Annotated in this window: 17 protein-coding genes; 9 read left to right on the top strand and 8 right to left on the bottom strand. The window is 73.2% G+C overall.

Annotated elements, in window-relative coordinates:
- Positions 1–10: 10 nt before the first annotated feature.
- The gene (locus ME121_RS18255) at positions 11–1,150 is read left to right on the top strand and encodes a citrate synthase family protein (RefSeq protein WP_024828531.1); all 1,140 of its coding nucleotides are present in this window, start codon (positions 11–13) and stop codon (positions 1,148–1,150) included.
- A 34-nt stretch (positions 1,151–1,184) separates the two neighbouring features.
- On the opposite strand, the gene ME121_RS18250 is transcribed toward ME121_RS18255, so the two are convergent.
- Positions 1,185–2,048: a class II aldolase/adducin family protein gene (locus ME121_RS18250; protein ID WP_012321779.1), complete on the bottom strand. Its 864-nt coding sequence runs from the start codon at positions 2,046–2,048 to the stop codon at positions 1,185–1,187.
- Between the two features lie 129 nt (positions 2,049–2,177).
- On the opposite strand from ME121_RS18250, the gene ME121_RS18245 reads away from it, so the two are divergent.
- A complete protein-coding gene (locus ME121_RS18245) occupies positions 2,178–3,110 on the top strand; it encodes a LysR substrate-binding domain-containing protein (RefSeq protein WP_012321780.1) in 933 nt (310 codons plus the stop codon).
- A 177-nt stretch (positions 3,111–3,287) separates the two neighbouring features.
- Positions 3,288–4,649, top strand: coding sequence for an NAD(P)H-dependent oxidoreductase (locus ME121_RS18240; protein WP_012321781.1), 1,362 nt, complete (start codon positions 3,288–3,290; stop codon positions 4,647–4,649).
- Positions 4,650–4,815: 166 nt separating this feature from the next.
- Here ME121_RS18240 and ME121_RS18235 read toward each other — a convergent pair whose 3' ends face one another.
- Entirely contained in the window at positions 4,816–5,742 is a 927-nt protein-coding gene (locus tag ME121_RS18235) for a helix-turn-helix domain-containing protein (protein ID WP_024828528.1), read from the bottom strand.
- A gap of 85 nt (positions 5,743–5,827) precedes the next feature.
- Entirely contained in the window at positions 5,828–6,058 is a 231-nt protein-coding gene (locus tag ME121_RS18230; RefSeq protein WP_012321783.1) for a hypothetical protein, read from the bottom strand.
- Positions 6,059–6,610: 552 nt separating this feature from the next.
- Between ME121_RS18230 and ME121_RS18225 the strand changes: the two genes are divergently transcribed.
- Together ME121_RS18225 and ME121_RS18220 are read left to right on the top strand one after the other, a co-directional pair.
- Positions 6,611–7,927, top strand: a complete 1,317-nt coding sequence (locus ME121_RS18225; protein ID WP_041372407.1) for an HlyD family secretion protein — start codon at positions 6,611–6,613, stop codon at positions 7,925–7,927.
- Positions 7,924–10,068 (top strand): peptidase domain-containing ABC transporter, encoded by a 2,145-nt coding sequence (locus ME121_RS18220; RefSeq protein WP_029361432.1) that lies wholly within the window; start codon positions 7,924–7,926, stop codon positions 10,066–10,068. The genes ME121_RS18225 and ME121_RS18220 overlap by 4 nt, the downstream gene beginning before the upstream one ends.
- Positions 10,069–10,078: 10 nt before the next feature.
- On the opposite strand, the gene ME121_RS18215 is transcribed toward ME121_RS18220, so the two are convergent.
- Both ME121_RS18215 and ME121_RS18210 read right to left on the bottom strand, forming a co-directional pair.
- On the bottom strand, positions 10,079–11,038 hold the full coding sequence (locus tag ME121_RS18215; RefSeq protein ID WP_029361433.1) for a helix-turn-helix domain-containing protein: 960 nt from the start codon (positions 11,036–11,038) through the stop codon (positions 10,079–10,081).
- Between the two features lie 128 nt (positions 11,039–11,166).
- Positions 11,167–12,564, bottom strand: coding sequence for an MFS transporter (locus ME121_RS18210; RefSeq protein ID WP_012321787.1), 1,398 nt, complete (start codon positions 12,562–12,564; stop codon positions 11,167–11,169).
- Positions 12,565–12,859: 295 nt separating this feature from the next.
- Here ME121_RS18210 and ME121_RS18205 point away from each other — a divergent pair, with 295 nt between their 5' ends.
- Positions 12,860–13,321, top strand: a complete 462-nt coding sequence (locus tag ME121_RS18205; protein ID WP_012321788.1) for a GNAT family N-acetyltransferase — start codon at positions 12,860–12,862, stop codon at positions 13,319–13,321.
- 191 nt (positions 13,322–13,512) lie between these two features.
- Here ME121_RS18205 and ME121_RS18200 read toward each other — a convergent pair whose 3' ends face one another.
- From ME121_RS18200 to ME121_RS18190, 3 genes are all read right to left on the bottom strand, one after another.
- A complete protein-coding gene (locus ME121_RS18200) occupies positions 13,513–14,352 on the bottom strand; it encodes an alpha/beta fold hydrolase (RefSeq protein WP_012321789.1) in 840 nt (279 codons plus the stop codon).
- 229 nt (positions 14,353–14,581) lie between these two features.
- Positions 14,582–14,824, bottom strand: coding sequence for a carbohydrate-binding protein (locus tag ME121_RS18195; RefSeq protein ID WP_012321790.1), 243 nt, complete (start codon positions 14,822–14,824; stop codon positions 14,582–14,584).
- Positions 14,825–14,963: 139 nt separating this feature from the next.
- Positions 14,964–15,374 carry a Ros/MucR family transcriptional regulator gene (locus ME121_RS18190; protein WP_012321791.1) on the bottom strand — a complete coding sequence of 137 codons (411 nt, stop codon included), beginning with the start codon at positions 15,372–15,374 and terminating at the stop codon, positions 14,964–14,966.
- 300 nt (positions 15,375–15,674) lie between these two features.
- Here ME121_RS18190 and ME121_RS18185 point away from each other — a divergent pair, with 300 nt between their 5' ends.
- The 3 genes from ME121_RS18185 (at position 15,675) to ME121_RS18175 (ending at position 16,918) form a co-directional block, all read left to right on the top strand.
- The gene (locus ME121_RS18185; RefSeq protein ID WP_012321792.1) at positions 15,675–16,109 is read left to right on the top strand and encodes a hypothetical protein; all 435 of its coding nucleotides are present in this window, start codon (positions 15,675–15,677) and stop codon (positions 16,107–16,109) included.
- A 129-nt stretch (positions 16,110–16,238) separates the two neighbouring features.
- Entirely contained in the window at positions 16,239–16,499 is a 261-nt protein-coding gene (locus ME121_RS18180) for a hypothetical protein (RefSeq protein WP_012321793.1), read from the top strand.
- Positions 16,499–16,918, top strand: coding sequence for a hypothetical protein (locus ME121_RS18175; protein ID WP_059409400.1), 420 nt, complete (start codon positions 16,499–16,501; stop codon positions 16,916–16,918). The genes ME121_RS18180 and ME121_RS18175 overlap by 1 nt, the downstream gene beginning before the upstream one ends.
- Positions 16,919–17,156: the final 238 nt, after the last annotated feature.

The raw sequence follows: 17,156 nt of genomic DNA, 5'->3' as shown, positions 1-17,156 counted from the left end.
TCTGATCAACATGACGGACTGGCTGGACCGCGCCGAAGCCCTCGACGCCCTCGGGATCCGGGCCCAGACGCTCTACGCCTATGTCAGCCGCGGGCTGATCGAGGCGCGGCGCGCCCCGGGCGGGCGCCGCAGCCAGTACCGGGCCGCCGACGTCGCGGCGCTCGCCGACCGGCGCGGCCGGAGCCGCGCCAGCGCGGCGATCGCCGCGGGGGCGATGGCCTGGGGCGAGCCGTCGGTCGTCACCGCGATCAGCACCGTCCACCGGGGCAGCCTGATCTATCGCGGCCGCGACGCCGTGGCCTTCGCCCGCGACGCGAGCCTGGAGGCGACGGCGGACCTGCTGTGGGACAGCCCGGAGCCGACCCTCTTCGATGTGCCGGCCGGCGCCGCCGCGACGCCGTTCCTGGCGCTGGCCGGCCTCCTGCAGGACGCCGAGGCCGCGCTCGGCCGCGGGCATCACCGCCTGTGCCGCGACGCGCGCCGCGCCGTCGCGCATCTCGCTGGCGCCTGCGGGATCCCCGAAGGCCGGGCGCCCCTGCATCAGGGCCTCGCGCGGCTCTGGTCCCTCGACGCCGCGACCGCCGACCGGGTCCGCCAGGCGCTGGTGCTGCTGGCCGACCACGAGCTGAACGCCTCGACCTTCGCGACCCGCGTCGCCGCCTCCACCGGCGCGCCGATCGCGGCCTGCCTCATGGCCGGGCTGAGCGCCCTGTCGGGCCCGCGCCACGGCGGCGCCGCCGCGGCGGTGCTGCGGCTCGTCGACGAGGCCGCCGCGACGGGCCCCCGGGCGGCCGTCCGCGCCTGCCTGGACCGGGGCGGCGCGCTGCCGGGCTTCGGCCACCCGCTCTACCCGGAGGGCGACGTCCGCGCCGCGGCCCTCGGCGCGGTCCTGCCCGCCGACCCCCTGCTGGACGCCGTCCGGGACTGCGCCGCGGAGGCGACGGGGGCGCGGCCGAACATCGACTTCGCGCTGACGGCGCTCGTGCGGACGGCGGGCCTGCCGCGGAGCGCGCCGTTCACGATCTTCCTGCTCGGCCGGAGCCTGGGCTGGGCGGCGCACGCCATGGAGCAGGGCCGCCAGGGCAGCCTGATCCGGCCGCGGGCCCGGTACGAGGGGCGGCGGGGGCCGGCGGATCGCGCCGGCCCCTAGCGGGAGGGCCGGCCCGCTCGGGTCGTTCCTGGTCTCAGGCGAACATGTCGGGCTGGGTCTCGGCGATGTGGTTGTACAGCGTCTGGAAGTGCAGCCAGCCGATATAGTCGCTGCCGACGTGCTCGCGGCTGTAGCGGGCGGTCTTCTCCGAGAGGAGCTGCGGCTTGATGCCGGACGCCTCGACCAGGAGCTGCTGCTGGCAGGCCCGCTCCAGGGCGATGAACCAGAAGGCGGCGTCGTCGATGCTGTGCTGCGAGCAGGTCAGCAGGCCGTGGTTCTGGTGCAGCACGCCGCGGTTGCGGCCGATCTGCTGGGCGACCGACAGGCCGCTCTCCTTCTCGACCGCCACGGCGCCCGCCGAGGCGCCGATCACCGCGTGGCTGTTGTAGAAGGCCGCCGCGTCCTGGCTGATCATGTCCAGCGGCCGGCCGGTGGCGCACCACGCGGTGCCGTAGGTCGTGTGCGCGTGGCACATCGCCATGACCTCCGGGTATTCCTCGTGCACGGCGGCGTGGAGGACGAAGCCCGCGCGGTTGATGGCGTGGCGCCCCTCGACCACCCGGCCCTTGTGGTCGGCCAGGATCAGGTTCGACATCCGCACCTGCGAGAAGTGCACGCACATCGGGTTGGTCCAGTACAGCTCCGGGCGCTCGGGATCGCGGATCGTCAGGTGGCCGGCGAAGCCGTAGTCGAAGCCGTGCAGCGCGAAGGCGCGGCAGGCGGCGACGAGGTGCTGCTTGCGGTAGGCGCGCTCCTCGGCGTGGTCGGCGAAGTCCGGGATTTCCGGGAAGATCAGGCCGGCCTGCTCGGGCTGGTAGATCGAGGTCCGCCTGCGGCCGGCATCGTCGTTCGGCAGGTCGAGGGCGACGGCCGCGTCGTGGGCGTGATCGTCGAGCATGGCGTATCCTCCCGTCGGGGCGCCCGTCCGGCGGCCGAGCGCGCAGTCGCCGGTACTCTCTTGCGCACCCGTTCCGTTGACAAACGACGATTTCTCACGCTTTTCGTGAATTCAATTCACGGATCGCCGATGCGCCGGATCCCGAGTTTCCCCGCCCTGCGGGCCTTCGAGGCGGCCGCGCGCCTCGGCAGCTTCGCGCGGGCGAGCGAGGAGCTGCACCTCACCCCCTCGGCGGTGAGCCACCAGATCCGCGCCCTGGAGCGGTGGTTCGGGCGCGCCCTGTTCCGGCGGGCGAACCGGCAGGCGACGCTAACGCCGGACGGGGGGCGCCTGCTCGCGGGGCTGACGGGCGCCTTCGACGCGATCGAGGCGATCTGCGCGGAGCTCGGCCCGCCGCCCGCGGCCCTCGCCGCGGCGCTCGCTGTCCACTGCACGCCGAGCTTCGCGGCGAAGTGGCTCGGGCCGCGGCTTCCCGCCTTCGTGGAGGCGCATCCCGGCATCGCCATCCACCTGTCGACCAGCGCCGACCCGGTGGATCTCGGCCGGCACGCGGAGATCGACATCCTGATCGCCTACGGCCGCCCGCCGCGCGGGCCCGGGCTGACCGTCGAGTCCCTCGGACCGGAGGAGATCGCCGCCCTGTGCACGCCGGCGGTCGCCCGGGCCGCGCAGCCGGACGCGGCCGGGCCGATCGGGCCCTTCGCGCGGCTCGACTCGTCCTTCAGTCCCGTCCGCTGGCCCGACTGGTTCGCCCGGAACGGCCTGCCGATGCCGACCGGGGCGGCGGGCGCGGCCTTCGACCGGGGCTCGCTGGTGATCTCGGCGGCCGCTCAGGGGCTCGGCGTGGCGCTCGAGACCCTGCGGTTCGCCCGGGACGAGCTCGCCGCCGGGCAGCTGGTGCGCCTCGGCGGCGATCGGGCCGCGAGCCTGACCCGCGACCTCCACTTCATCTGCTACCGCGAGCGCGACGGGGCCCTGGAGAAGATCCGGGCCTTCCGGCGCTGGCTCCTGGACGTGGAGGCGGAGAGCCGGGCGGGGGCGGCCCGAGACGCAGAGACCTGATCCCTCGCCCCGACCCTCGCCGGCACCGGCGAGGGCGCGCGTCGTCCGTACCGACGGCCAGACTTGTCAGGCCGCGGCCCTCAACGCCCTCGGGAACCGCACTAGGTCCCTGTCCAACAACGCGGCGAACGCGGCGGGGCTGGGTCCCGACCGCCCCGCCCAGGGAGAGAACGCCCCATGTCCCTCTTCGCGAAGCTGCGGCGACGCGCCGACGAGGGCCGGCCTGTCCGGGTCGGCCTGATCGGCGCCGGCAAGTTCGGCTCGATGTACCTGTCGCAGGCGCCGCGCACGCCCGGCATCCACCTCGTCGCGGTGGCCGACCTGTCGCCGGACCGGGCGCGCGAAGCGCTGCGCCGGGTCGGCTGGGACGACGCCCGGTTCGCCGCGCGCGCGCTGGAGGCGGCCGCGCGCGGCGGCACGACCCTCGTGACCGAGGATGCCGAAGCGATGATCGCGAGCCCGTTCGTGGACATCGTCATCGACGCCACCGGCAGCCCGGCCGCCGGCATCCGCCACGCGCTCCAGGCCTTCGCGGCGGCCAAGCACATCGTCATGGTCAACGTCGAGGCCGACGTGCTGGCCGGGCCGCTGCTGGCGCGCCGGGCGGCGGAGGCCGGGGTGATCTACTCGATGGCCTCGGGCGACCAGCCGGCGCTCATCGCCGAGCTGGTCGACTGGGCCCGCACCATCGGGCTGGAGGTGATCTGCGCCGGGAAGGGCACCAAGTACCTCCCGGCCTACCACGCCTCCACGCCCGACACGGTCTGGGGCCATTACGGCTTCAGCGAGAGCCAGGTCGCGGGCGGCGACTTCAACCCGCAGATGTTCAACTCCTTCCTCGACGGCACCAAGTCGGCGCTGGAGATGGCCGCCGTGGCCAACGCCTGCGGGCTCACCCCGCCGCGCGACGGCCTCGCCTTCCCGCCCTGCGGCGTCGACGACCTGCCGGGCATCCTCAAGCCGGCGGCCGACGGCGGCCTCCTCACCGAGCGCGGCACCGTCGAGGTGGTCTCGTCGGTGGAGCGGGACGGGCGGCCGGTCTTCCGGGACCTGCGCTGGGGCGTCTACGCGGTGTTCGAGGCGCCGAGCCCCTACGTGCGCGACTGCTTCGCCCAGTACGGCCTCAAGACCGATTCGAGCGGCCGGTTCGCCGCGACCTACAAGCCCTATCACCTGATCGGCCTCGAGCTCGGCATCTCGGTCGCATCCATCGCGGTCCGCGGCGAGGCGACGGGGGCGACGGGCGAGTGGCGCGGCGACGTCGCCGCCACGGCCAAGCGCGCGCTGCGGGCCGGCGAGCGGCTCGACGGCGAGGGCGGGTTCACCGTCTACGGCAAGCTGATGCCGGCGGCCGAGTCCCTGGCGCAGGACGCCCTGCCGATCGGGCTCGCCCACAACATGGTCCTCAAGACCGACGTGCCCGCGGGCCGGGCCGTGCGCTGGAGCGACGTCGCCTACGACGCCGGTCAGGAGGCGATCCGCGTCCGTCGCGAGATGGAGGACCTGTTCCGCGGGGCGACGGGGCGGCCGGCCGGGTAGAGCCGTTCCCGACCGCGATGAGTCGGACGCGATTGCCGAGCCCGCGCCGCACGAGGCGCGGGTCCCCTCTCCCGTTGCGGGAGAGGGGTTCGTGGCGCGGCCGTCCGAACCGGAGATGCCCGTGTTCCAGACCGTTGCCTGAGCGACCGTGAGCGGCTCCAGAGCCTCAGGCGCGCCGGCCCGCCGTGCGCCCGGTCGGCGAGCGCCCGACGAGCTTCCGGAACGTGCGGCTCATGGCGCCGGCGCTCGTGAAGCCCGATCGCGCGGCGACCTCCGCCATCGATCCCGCGCCGGAGCGGATCAGGGCCTCGGCCCGGCCGACGCGCTCGCGCATGATGTACTGGTAGGGCGTGACCCCGGTGGTCTGGCGGAAGGCCCGGATGAAGTAGCCCTCGCTGAGCCCGACGATGCCGGCCAGGGCAGAGACGGTGATCTCCCGGTCCAGGTGCTCCCGGATATACGCGCAGGCCCGTCCGGCCTGCGACGCCGAGAGGTCGGGCGCCGCCGACCGGCCCGGCGCGCGCGCGGCGACGACCGAGCGCAGGACGGCCAGATGGAGACTCTCGATGAGCAGCGGGTCGGGCGACGGGTCGTCCCGGTGCGCGCAAGCCAGCGCGTCGAGGATGTGACAGGTGCTGCGGCAGGCGCGGAGATCGCGCCCGTCCGCGGCGAAGGCGATCTTGCCGACCGGCGCTTCGGCGAGCCGCTCGACGGCCGCGGCCGAGAAGGAGAGGACCCGGCCGGCATACGGACCCACCCACCGGGTCGTGCCGGTCAGGCCCGGCCGCCGGACCAGCAGGCCCTCGCGCTCGCTCAGCCGCGCCGCGATCTCGTAATCGACCGCGTGGTGCGCCCCGGCGGGCTGCGTGCTGGCCGCGACCTCGAGGCCGGTGACCGCGTGCGTGCTCCACCCGCCGACGGGGAAGCGGAAATCGATGAAGGTGATCTCCGGGAGGCCGCGGTCGCTCGGCGCGTAGCAGGTCAGCTCGGGACGGCCGGAGAGATGCCCGGTGCTGCCGCTCGTGGCGTACGCGAACGTCCCGTCGGTGGTCGCGGCCGAATTCTCGGGCGAACTCTCGGCTGTGTCGTCCATGCGGGCCCATCGATCCCGGTATCGTCGCGGTCTTCCCCACGACGGAGGAGGGCGGCCCCGCGGCCGCCCTCCCGGTGTCAGACCGTCAGCGCAGGGATCCGGTCACGCCGCCGACGACACCGCCGACCGCGCCGAGCACGCTGCCCACCAGGCCGCTCACCAGACCGCCGACCTGGCCCACGACCCCCGAGACCGCACCGAGCTCCTGGCTCGCGTCGACCCCGAGGCCGACGGTGAGGCCGACCCCGAGGCCGCCGCCGACCTGGTCCAGCTCGGCAGCGCTCAGCTCGCGGACGGTATCGATGCTGTCCTGCATGATCGTTCTCCAGATTGGAATTCAGGAAGAAGGTTATTTGCTTCGATCTATTGCCTGATCGTAGCGTCGAGGCGCCTTGGACGTCGGCGCCTGCCCTTAGGATTACAGAGATGTGCTTCGTGTCAATCGGTCTGGAACGGCCGATGCCGTTCGCGGACGACCGATATCGGCGACTGCGCAAAAACTGACAGGGCTTGCCATTCGCGGACGCTGCTCCAGGCGTCGCAGGACTCGACGGCCTGCGCGCTGCGGAACGGCGGATTCCTGCGCGGCCCCTCCCGCGGGATCTTCGCGGTGCAGCATCAGATATCGCAAAAACTGACCCGATTTTGCGACGCAAACTCGGCGATGCCGAATTTCTGAGTAAGTCCCTGATTGTGTTTGAGATTTATGGCTGACCGCGACGTTCTGACGCACCATAAAGTATTCAAAATTCGTTGTGGCAACAAGTGTTGACACACAGATCACGTGATGCGACCGAGTATGGCGGCGCATGCTGAGCGCATAGTCCTCGAATACGGCTGTCTCTTTCAGGAAGGTTGCTTTCTCCGGGTGCCAAGTCCGCTCTTTCGACTTGAGGTTATCGAGGCGCGACGCAACGCGTGGCTGGGCGAGGCGCAGATCATCCAGCCTCTGCCGGTCCGCATCGTGGCCCTGGCCTGCGTGGTCATGGTGGCGGCGTTCGGCCTCTATGCCTGGCAGGGCACCTACACGCGCCGCATCCACGCCGTCGGCCTGCTCGCGCCCGATATCGGGCTGATCAGCCTCGCCAGCCCGGTGGCGGGGCGCGTCGGCTCGACCGGCGTCCGCGAGGGCGACAAGGTCGCCCGCGGGCAGCTCCTGTACACGATCGACCTCGATGCCGTGTCGGCGAGCGGCCCCACGCAGGAGCGCGTGATCGCCGAGCTGGAGCGGCAGCGCCAGAGCGTGGAGCGGCAGCGGGCCGCCCGGGCCGATCTCGCCGGCACGGAGCGGCAGGCGCTGCGCGAGCAGGTGGCAAATCTGAGCGAGCAGTCGGCCCAGCTCGCCAAGCAGATCGACCTGCAGGACAAGCTGGTTCCGCCGCTCCGGGCGCGGGTCGAGGAACTCGCCGACGCCGTGGCGCGCGGCTACGCCCGCGCCGCCGACTTCCAGAGCCAGAACTACCTCTACATGCAGGCGAGCGCGCAGCTCGCCCAGTTCCAGCAGAGCCGCCTCCAGATCGACGGCAAGCTCGCCGACACGCGATCCCAGCTCGCCGCCTACGACGACCGGCTGGCCCGCGACCTCGCCGACCTCGACCGGACCGCCGCCCAGCTGGCGCAGCAGAAGGCCGAGAGCGAGGCGCGCCGCGCCATCGAGGTCCGGGCGCCGGAGGCCGGGACCCTGACGTCGATCCGCGCGCAGGTCGGCCAGACCGTGGCGGCCGGGGCGACGCTGCTGACCCTGCTGCCGAGCGCCGGGCGCCTCCAGGCCAACCTGTTCGTGGATTCGTCGGCCATCGGCTTCGCCGAGGCCGGCGCGCCGGTGATGCTGCGCTACGCCGCCTTCCCGTTCCAGCGCTTCGGCCTGCACCGCGGCGTCGTCACCGAGGTGACGCGGGCGCCGCTGGGAAGCGACGACGCGCCCGATTTCGCGCGGCGCGCGGCCGCCCGGGGCGAGGGGACCGACCTCTACCGCATCGTGGTCCGGCCCGATTCCGACACCGTGCTGGCCTACGGCGAGCGGCGCAGCCTCGAGGCGGGCATGCGGGTCGAGGCCGACATCGCCCTGGAGAAGCGGTCGCTGTACCGCTGGCTGCTCGATCCCGTGGCGCATGTCCGGGAGAGCCTCGCCCTCGTCACGCGCGGCGGCCTCGACGCCCTGCCGGTCCGGAAGGCCGCGCCGTGACGGCGCCGTCCCGCGCCGCCCGGCTGGATTTCGGGCTCCGCCGCCGGGTGCCGGTCGTCCTCCAGGCCGAGGCCGCCGAGTGCGGCATGGCCTGCCTCGCCATGGTCCTGGCCTATCACGGGCGCCAGATCGACCTCGCGACGCTGCGGCGGCGCCATCCCCTGTCCCTCAAGGGCATGACCCTGCGCAACCTGATCGACCTGTGCGGCGCGCAGGGCCTGACCGCCCGCGCCCTGCGGGTCGAGCTCACGGATCTGCCCCGGCTCCGGCTGCCCTGCATCCTGCACTGGGGCCTCAACCACTTCGTGGTGCTGACCCGGGTCGAGCGCGGCGGCCTCGTCATCAACGATCCGGGCCGCGGCCGGCGCCGGGTCAGCCTCGCGGAGGCGTCGCGGGAATTCACCGGGGTCGCCCTGGAGGCGGTGCCCAACCCGGGCTTCCGGCGCGAGCGGGCCGCCCCGGGCCTGCGGCTGCGCGACCTGTTCCGCAACATGGCCGGCATCCGCGCCGCCCTGGCCCAGGTCCTGGCCCTGTCGCTGGGGATCGAGCTCGTCGCCCTCCTGATGCCCATCGCCTCGCAGGTCGTGATCGACGAGGTGATCGTGAATGCCGACCACGACCTGCTCCTCGTGGTGGCGATCGGCCTCGCGCTGCTGCTGCTGCTCCAGCTCGGCCTCAGCATCGCCCGCACCTGGGCGATCATGCTGGCCGGGACCCGGCTGAACTACCAGTGGTCGGCCGGCCTGTTCGACCACCTGTCGCGGCTGCCCCTCGACTATTTCGAGAAGCGCCACGTCGGCGACGTGATCTCGCGGTTCGGCTCCCTGGCCACCATCCAGAAGGGCCTGACGACCGACCTCGTCCAGGCCATGCTCGACGGTCTCATGGCGGTCGGCATGCTGGTGATGCTGACGGTCTACGGCGGCTGGCTGGTCGCCGTGGTCCTGGCCTCGACGGCGCTCAACGCGATCCTGCGGGTCTTCGCCTACGGCGCCTACCGGGAGGGCAGCGAGGAGGCCCTCGTGGCCGAGGCCCGCCAGCAGACGCACTTCATCGAGACGGTCCGCGGCATGGCGAGCGTCAAGCTCCTCGACCTGCGCGAGCGGCGCGGCAACGCCTGGATGAACCACTTCGTCACGGCCCTGAACGCCCGGCTGCGGCTGCAGCGCCTCGACCTCGTGTTCGGCCGCGCGAACGAGTTCCTGTTCGGCCTCGACCGCCTGATCCTGCTGGTGCTCGGCGCCCGCGCGGTCATCGGCGGGTCCCTGTCGCTCGGCATGCTGGTGGCGTTCCTGGCCTACCGCGACCAGTTCGCCACCCGGATCGGCAGCCTGATCGACGCGTGGTTCAAGCTGCGCATGCTCGACGTGCAGACCGACCGGCTCGCCGACATCGTGCTGTGCGAGCCCGAGGAGCAGGATCTCGCCGCCGGCGCGCAGCCGGGGGCGCCCCCGGTCGCCGCCATCGGGGCCGGCGCGCTCGCCGGCGCGGGCCTGGCGCTGCGCTACGGCGCCGACGAGCCCTGGATCTTCCGCGGGGTCTCGCTGTCGGTCCGGGCCGGCGCCTGCTTCGCGATCACCGGCCCCTCGGGATGCGGCAAGACCTCGCTCATGAAGGTGATGATGGGGCTGACGCCGCCCAGCGAGGGGATCGTCGCCGCCGACGGCCAGGACATCCGCACCGCGGCCGGGTCCTACCGGCGCCGGATCGCCGGCGTGATGCAGGGCGACGGCCTGTTCGCCGGCTCGATCGCCGAGAACATCGCGGCCTTCGACGAGCATCCGGACGCGGGCTGGATCGCCGAGTGCGCCGCTCGGGCGGCGATCCTGGACGACATCCGCCGCATGCCGATGGGCTTCGAGAGCCTCGTCGGCGACATGGGCTCGACCCTGTCGGGCGGCCAGAAGCAGCGCATCGTGCTGGCGCGCGCCCTGTACCGGCGGCCCGAGATCCTGTTCCTCGACGAGGCCACGAGCCATCTCGACGAGGCCACCGAGGCGGTGATCGCCCGGGCCCTGCGGGACCTGCGGATGACGCGGGTCATCGTCGCCCATCGCCCGGCGACGATCGCGCACGCGGACGCGGTGTTCGATTTCCCCGCCGAGGTCCGGGGCCGGGCGGATCTCGCCGCCGCCGGCTGACGCGCCGCGCCTAGGGGAGCGTGGGCCGGAGGTCGCCCGGGGCCAGGCCGAAGCGCTTGCGGAAGCCGCGGTTGAAGGTCGGCACGTCGGTGAAGCCGCACGCGTAGGCGATCGAGGCGATCCGGACCTTGTCGTCGCGGCGGGCCTCGAGGCGCCGGCGCGCGAGGTCGAGGCGCGCGTCGCGGATCGCCGCCGCGATGCCGCCGGTCTCCGCGAAGGCGCGGTACAGGCTGGTCCGGGAGAGGCCCAGCGCGCGCTGGATGTCCTGCGGGTTCAGGTCGGGATCGTGCATCCGCCGCGCGATATGGGCGCGGGCGAGGGAGACGACGGCCGCCTGCGAGACCGCCTCCGGGTCGCCGCGCCGGGCGGCGCCGTCGACGAGGTGGCCGAGGAGATGGAGCACGCCCTCGACGGCCGCCTGCGCCTCGTCCGCGGACATCCAGGCGATCGAGCCGGCCACGCCGCGCAGCCGAGCCCGGACCTCCGCCCCGGCCGGGTGCGGGCCGAGGCTGCCGCCCGCGAAGGCGTCGGCGGCGCCGATCCAGGCCTCGAACATCTCGCGCGGGACGGCGAGGCGGATCTCTTCGTAGGCGCTCTGGGTGCCGGCCACGAAGGGCCGGTTCCGCGTCAGGAAGCTGATGTCGCCCGGGTTCAGCTGGGCGCCCCGTCCGTGCTGCTCGTGATAGCCGACGCCGTCGAGCCCGAGGCCGATCACCACCATGGCGCGGGCGTTGCGGTCGACGTGGCGGGACCGGAACTCCAGCTCGACCGGGCTGCTCACCGTGTGGGTCAGCGACCAGCCGGCCGAGGCCACGCTCAGGCGCTTGGCCGAGAACCGCTCCCGGGGGTGCCGCCGGCCGATATCGCCGAACCTGGCCAGGGCCGTGCAGCGCCAGAACTCGAAGGCCCGTTTGGGGTCGACGTGGCTGGTCGTCTCGACGAGGCTCGGGACGAGCTCCGGGCTAGACACGTGCGGCACTCCCGGCGCGCCCTTTCGGCCGCCTGCGCGACCCTATCGTGTGAATCGTGCCGGATCGGCAACCGGCGCCATCCGCCCCGGTCCCGCCTGCGGGAGGCCCGCGCCGCCTCTGGCGCTCCCTACGCAACGGCCCGCCCCGACAGGCCGCGCGGTCCGGAGAGGAGCAGGGCCGCGCTCGCCGCGAGGACGACCGTGATCACCGCGAACATCGCGTGCGGCCCGTAGGCCGAGAGGACCGGCAGGAGGATGATCGGCGCCAGCGCGGCGGCGACCCGGCCGCCGGCCCAGGCGCAGGTCATGGCCGAGGCCCGCAGCGGCGTCGGGAGCAGCTCCGTCGCGTAGACGGCGAGGATGCTGCCGTAGGTCGCCGCGGCGGTGTTGAACGCGATGCCGACGAGGACCAGCGTCAGGAACGTGCCGCTCGCAGCGAAGGCCGTGCCGAGGGCCGCCATCGCCGCCGCCAGGGCCGTCAGGCAGGCGCGCCGCTCGAGCCGGTCGATCACCAGCGCGGTCAGCAGGGTACCCAGCGGCGGCCCGAGCATCGACAGGGCAGCGAAGACCAGGGATTGGTCGACCTTGAACCCCTTCTCCACCATCACGACGGCGCTGAGCAGCGGGAAGGCGATCGTCGCCAGGGGGGCGAGGGTGTAGAGCCCGACGAACAGCGCCGTCCGGCGCAGCTGGCGCGGCCCGGCGAACAGGCCGCGGAACCCCGCCGGCCCGGCCGCGGCCGGCGCCGGGTCCGGGCCGGCGGGGGCGGCGACCCGGACCCGGCCGGCCGCCCGCTCGAACCGGCGGCAGGCGGCGTCGGCCTCGGCGGAGCGCCCGACCGAGGCGAGCCACCGCGGCGATTCCGGCAGCCGCGCGAACAGGAGGCCGCCGAGCGCCGCCAGGGCGCCCCCGAGGATCAGCGCCCAGCGCCACGGCTCGATCCCCAGCGGCGCGCCCGGTGCGAGCATCTGGACCAGGCCGATGGCGGCCAGGCCGCCGAGGAGCCCGAGGCCGGCGCAGACCAGCAGCGTCGCGCCGCGGTGGCGCGCGGGCGTCACCTCGGCGAGGTAGGTGGCGACCAGGGGCGGGAACCCGCCGATCGCGAAGCCCGAGACCGTGCGGGCGATCGTCAGCGCCGTGAGCCCCTGGCTCGCGGCCGCGGCCAGCGATCCGGCGGCCATCAGCGCGAGGGAGGCCTGGAGCGCGCGCCCGCGGCCGAGGCGATCCCCCAGCATCCCGAAGACGGGCGCGCCCACGGCCCCGCCGGCGAAGACGGAGGCGAGGAGCAGGGAGAGGCTGCCCCGCGGCATGCTGTGGGGCGGCGCGAGGAAGATGGCCGCCAGGGCGTTGCTCAGGGCGACCTCGGCGATGTCGGTGAACAGGCCCAGCGTGCAGACGGCGAGCGCCGCCGCGTGGAGCCGCGTGATCGGCAGGGAATCGAGCCGCCGCGTGACGGCCGCGACCGACCCGTCCACCGGCGCGAGAGGGTCGGAGAGGCGCGCGGCCTGGATTCGGGCGTCGACCAAGCGTGTGGATCCTCTGCGACCGGAGCGTGCGCGCACCCGGTGACGCACCGCCATAGCGGCGTGTTCCGCACCGGGGAACGCGATGGCGTTCACAAATGCACCGAGCGCGCCACGGTCGCGGGTCGCGCGGAGGCCGGGGCGGCCCGGTCCGGCGATCCGCGGATCGCGCGGATCCGCCGACGAGCCCTCCGCCGGGAGCCTCGGCGCGGGCCGGCACCGCCATCACGCGCCTTGCTGATCGTCGGTCGGGAGGACATCCTGCGCGGGGGATGTCGGGGCGGATGGTCGGGGCACGATGTTCGAGGTCGCGCAGGACGATCTGTCCGATGGTCAGACACGGGCGCTGCTGGCGCTCCATCTCGCCGGGATGCACGCATCCTCGCCGCCGGGCAGCGTGTTCGCTCTCGACCTGTCAGGCCTGCGAGCACCGGGCGTGACCGTCTGGACGGCGCGGCGCGGCGGGCGGGTGGCGAGCGTCGGGGCGCTCAGGATGGCGACGGACGGCTGGGCGGAGGTGAAGTCCATGCGGACGCATCCGGACTTCCTCCGTCAGGGAGCCGGCGCGGCGATCCTCGACACCATCATCGCGGCCGCCGCCGCCCGCGGCGCGCGGCGCCTGAGCCTCGAGACCGGATGCGGACCCGCATTCGCGCCCGCGCTCGCACTCTATCGGCGTCGAGGCTTCGTGAACGGCCCCGCGTTCGGGACCTACCTGCCGAGTGAATTCAACCAGTTCCTCCATCTCGCGATCGCCTGACCGAGCGGGGGGCCACATCGCGCCGCCGTTCCCGGAGCGTCGCGCGGCCGCGATCCGTGCGACCGGCCGCAGCGGCGGACGGGGTCGAGGCGGGCCATCCAGGTTGTGGGGCGGGGTATCTGCCCGTGCGTGGCTGTCGCCGTGTTGCGCGCGCGGCGGACGTCACGCGCGTGAGCGGCTGTCCACGGCGGTCACGGCCCGTCCAGGAAGGCGAGAAGCGCTGCATTGAAGAGCGCCGGATCCTGCAGGAACGCGAAGTGGCTGGCGTTCGGCAGGATCAGCAGGCCCGCCCCGGGGATCGTGGCGGCGAGGTACTCGGTGTGCGCGCGCTTGATCCCCTCGTCGTGGTCGCCGTCCGCGATGAGGACCGGCGCGCGGATCCGCTTCAGATCGGCTTCGGTCCAGCGCGGCTGCCCGCTCCACATCCGGCCCACGGCGTCGACGAAGGCGGCGTAGTCCTTCGGGGTCGGCGAGAGGGCCTCGTACTCCTTGCCGGCCCGGTCGATGAAGGCGGCGAAGGTCGGGTTCTTCTCCACACCCTCGATCAGGCCCGACGGATCGGCGTTGGCGCCGAACGCGAACACCTTGCCGACGCGGTCGGGGTGGCGCATCGCCATGTCGAGACCGAGGATCGCGCCGTCGCTCCACCCGACGATGTCGGCGCGCGGGATCTTCAGCACGTCGAGCAGGCCGACCACGTCGTCGGTCATGAGGTCGTAGCCGAACGGCCGATCGTCCCGGGTGCTGCGGCCGTGCCCGCGGCTGTCCACGAGGATGACCGTGCGGCGGGCGGCGAGCGCGGCGACCTGATGGCCCCAGTAATCGGAGTTCGACAGGCCGCCGTGCAGCAGGACGACCGGCGGACCGCTGCCGATCGTGGCGTAATACAGCCGGATGCCGTTGATGGCGGCCCGGCCCGGGGTCGTGCCGGCGACCGGCGCGGGGGTCGGCGGCAAGTCCTGCCAGCGCGCCCCGGCCCAGGCCGGTGCGCCGGCCAGCAGAAGTGTCAGGACGATCACAATCCGAAGCATCGAGCGCCTGTCCGTCATGGGCGGGACCGGGCTGCCGGAGCGATCCGGTCCTCCTCGACCCGCCGCGACCGCGATCCGCGGTCGATATGCGCGCGGACCGTGACCGGCCCGGATTACACGACGATTTCAGACCGCGGCCCGCGCGGACGCGGAAACGCGATGTCCGCCGTGCGGCGCGGTCCCGAGCGCCGAAGGCCGGTGCCCGGCCCCGCCGCGGAGGATCGGGCTTCTAGAAGCGCGGGTTCGTGCGGCGGGGCTGGTCCGGCCGCGGCGCGGGGGTGACCGGGGCGTGCCGATGGCCGACCACGTCGCCGTTGCGATAGGCCTCCCGGATGTTGTGTCGCGCGGCCCGACCCGCCGTCCCGCCGGGCTGGGTCACGGCCGAATCGCCGGACGGGGCCAGGACGGTCTGCGCCGAGGCCGGCCCCGCGCAGACGAGAAGAAGCGTGACGCAGCCCGACAGAACCTTCATGGCCCGATACCTCCCGCCCGAGCGCGTTGCCGCGACGGGCGAACCCTCGGTGAAGGCGCCCGCGCGCCGCCCCGTCCCGCGTATCTCCGTCCGTGCGGGCGATCGGCTCACGGGGGGGCTCGGCGGACGGGGACGTCGGTCAGGCGGCCTTGCCGAGCCGGATCGCCTTGGCGATCTCCGAGCGGCGCTCGGCGTAGCCGGGCGCGGTCATCGGGTAATCGTCCGGGAGCCCGTAGCGCGCGCGGTACCGCTCCGGCGTGAGCCCGTGCGCGGTGAGGTGCCGCTTCATGGTTTTGTACGACCGGCCGTCGATGAAGCTGACGATGCCGTCCGGGCGGACCGAGCCGCGGATCCGCGCGGCGTCGGGCTGCTCGGGCGGCGCCTCGGTGACCGCCGGCCGGACGGCGAGCGCGGAGAACGCGCCGTGCACGGTGACCAGAAGCGGCGGTATGCCGGTGTGCGGCAGCGCGTTGTTCGACAGGTAGGCGGTCACGACGCGCAGGGCCACGTCGCTGATCGTCCGTTCGAGATGATCCTGATTCTTGCGCAACTCGATCGGCCCCTTCTTCGATCTCCGCGATACCTGATATAGACCATGAATACTCGGACATTACCCGATGTCAATGAAGAATGACGGGATCGGCAAGTAACGAATTTTGAATGCAGAATTATTGCGACGTGATCTGCTTCCTCTGGCCGATCATCCGCCCGTCGTCATGTCTGAGGTTTCGAGGGTAGCCGTCGAATTTCTCGACGCGCGCGCGACGTGCGGCACCGGCCGGGCTCCGACGCTTCCGATTCGCGGATCTTCGTGGTCCAATACGGTTCGAGCGCATCGCGAAATCTCTCCATGGTCGCCACACGCCGCCCGCCCGCGCCGAGATCGAAGGTCCGGACGTTCCGCGCCGCGCCCGGAGCCGGCCGTGTATGCGCGGTGCTGGCGGCGCTTCTCGGTGGCCTGCTCGCGGCCCCGTTCGCCCACGGGCAGGGCGCGGACGATCCCGAGGCCGAGATGCGGGCGCGGGTCGCCGCGGCCTTCCCGGATGCCGGCCTCGTGCTGTTCCGCAAGATCCGGCCGATCCCCGCCGAGGCGGGGCCGACGGTGGCGTTCTGCGGTCAGGTCAGCACCGGTCCCGCCGAGCGGGGACGGGCGGATTACCACCTGTTCCTGTACGATCGGACCGACACGGCCGAGACCGTCCGCATCCTCGGATCGGAATCCCTCAACGGCTATCGCGTCGGCCGGAAGCTGATCGGCGCCCTGCGGCGGGTCGGCTGCCTGTGAGGCGGAGGGCGCGGGCGTTCCGTCTCACACGTGACGAAAATGTGGCAGAAGCTTGACTATTCTGCCGTGATCGGTTTATAGCTTGACCGTGGCGTTGCAGTTACACCCCCGAGTCCCGTGGAGGTTCGGATGTGCGCGCGGAAGACCTTCTACATTTTCGTCTCGGCCTCGGACGGTGAGCAGTTCTGCGCCGTCCGGCAGGATCAGCCGATCCCGTCGCTCCTCGACGGCGTGCGCTGGACGTATGTCGGCTGCATCGACATCACCCGGGACAGGCCGTACGGGTTCGACGCGGACGCCGCGCACGCGGCGATGCGGAGCCGCGGCGTCTACTTCTACCGGCGCGAACTGATGTTCCGCCGGGCCAACTTCCTCCTCGAAGCCGCCTGATGCGCCTTCGCCCCGGAGCGATCCTGGGCGGCGCACTGGCCGGCGCGCTGGTCGTCGGCGGTCTCGGGTTCGCGCCCGCCGCCGAGGCGCAGATGCCGACGCGGGTCGGCACCTGTGCGGCGACAACCATCGCGCGGATCGGGACGCGGTTCAGCGACACGCTCGCGAGGCCGAAGGGCGACGGGATCGACGAGGGGACGAGCGTCGATCTGAAGAACGGCGTCTACGGCGTGTCCTACGCGTATGTCGACGCGGTCGCGCGCTCGCGGGTCGGCGACCCGGTGATGACCTGCCTCGTTCTCCTGCCGACCGGCTGCCCCAGGGGCGACGATCGCGGCAAGATGTACACGACGACCAACCTGCGCACGCTGGATTCCTGGACATTGCCCGACTCGCAGCACATGTGCGGCGGGGCCTGAACGGGCCTCCGTGAACCCGCCGCTCGGACGAGCGCGCGGCCTCCCGGGGCCGGATTCCGGGCGCCGGTGAAGAGGAGAGGGATCCGTGTCGGTCAGGAACGGTCTTGCCGCCCTCGTGCTGGCGGCGGCGGGCGCGGCGCCGGCCCCCGCCTGGGCGTGGGGCGTCCCCGGATGCACCAACCTTCCCGAGTACAACCGCGCCCTGGGCGCCCTGCAGGGCATGACGAGCGCCTGCGAC

The sequence above is a fragment of the Methylobacterium sp. ME121 genome, assembly GCF_000974725.1.
In the GTDB taxonomy this organism is placed as follows: domain Bacteria; phylum Pseudomonadota; class Alphaproteobacteria; order Rhizobiales; family Beijerinckiaceae; genus Methylobacterium; species Methylobacterium radiotolerans.
The sequence above is the reverse complement of the archived record's forward strand: the minus strand, read 5'-3'. Positions and strand labels throughout refer to the sequence as shown.

Coding starts and splice junctions, on each gene's coding strand:
- ME121_RS18240 (WP_012321781.1), top strand. CDS start 3,288: ATGTCCCTCTTCGCGAAGCTGCGGCGACGCGCCGACGAGGGCCGGCCT.
- ME121_RS18250 (WP_012321779.1), bottom strand. CDS start 2,048: ATGCTCGACGATCACGCCCACGACGCGGCCGTCGCCCTCGACCTGCCG.
- ME121_RS18175 (WP_059409400.1), top strand. CDS start 16,499: ATGCGCCTTCGCCCCGGAGCGATCCTGGGCGGCGCACTGGCCGGCGCG.
- ME121_RS18185 (WP_012321792.1), top strand. CDS start 15,675: ATGGTCGCCACACGCCGCCCGCCCGCGCCGAGATCGAAGGTCCGGACG.
- ME121_RS18230 (WP_012321783.1), bottom strand. CDS start 6,058: ATGCAGGACAGCATCGATACCGTCCGCGAGCTGAGCGCTGCCGAGCTG.
- ME121_RS18180 (WP_012321793.1), top strand. CDS start 16,239: ATGTGCGCGCGGAAGACCTTCTACATTTTCGTCTCGGCCTCGGACGGT.
- ME121_RS18205 (WP_012321788.1), top strand. CDS start 12,860: ATGTTCGAGGTCGCGCAGGACGATCTGTCCGATGGTCAGACACGGGCG.
- ME121_RS18245 (WP_012321780.1), top strand. CDS start 2,178: ATGCGCCGGATCCCGAGTTTCCCCGCCCTGCGGGCCTTCGAGGCGGCC.
- ME121_RS18235 (WP_024828528.1), bottom strand. CDS start 5,742: ATGGACGACACAGCCGAGAGTTCGCCCGAGAATTCGGCCGCGACCACC.
- ME121_RS18195 (WP_012321790.1), bottom strand. CDS start 14,824: ATGAAGGTTCTGTCGGGCTGCGTCACGCTTCTTCTCGTCTGCGCGGGG.
- ME121_RS18255 (WP_024828531.1), top strand. CDS start 11: ATGACGGACTGGCTGGACCGCGCCGAAGCCCTCGACGCCCTCGGGATC.
- ME121_RS18200 (WP_012321789.1), bottom strand. CDS start 14,352: ATGCTTCGGATTGTGATCGTCCTGACACTTCTGCTGGCCGGCGCACCG.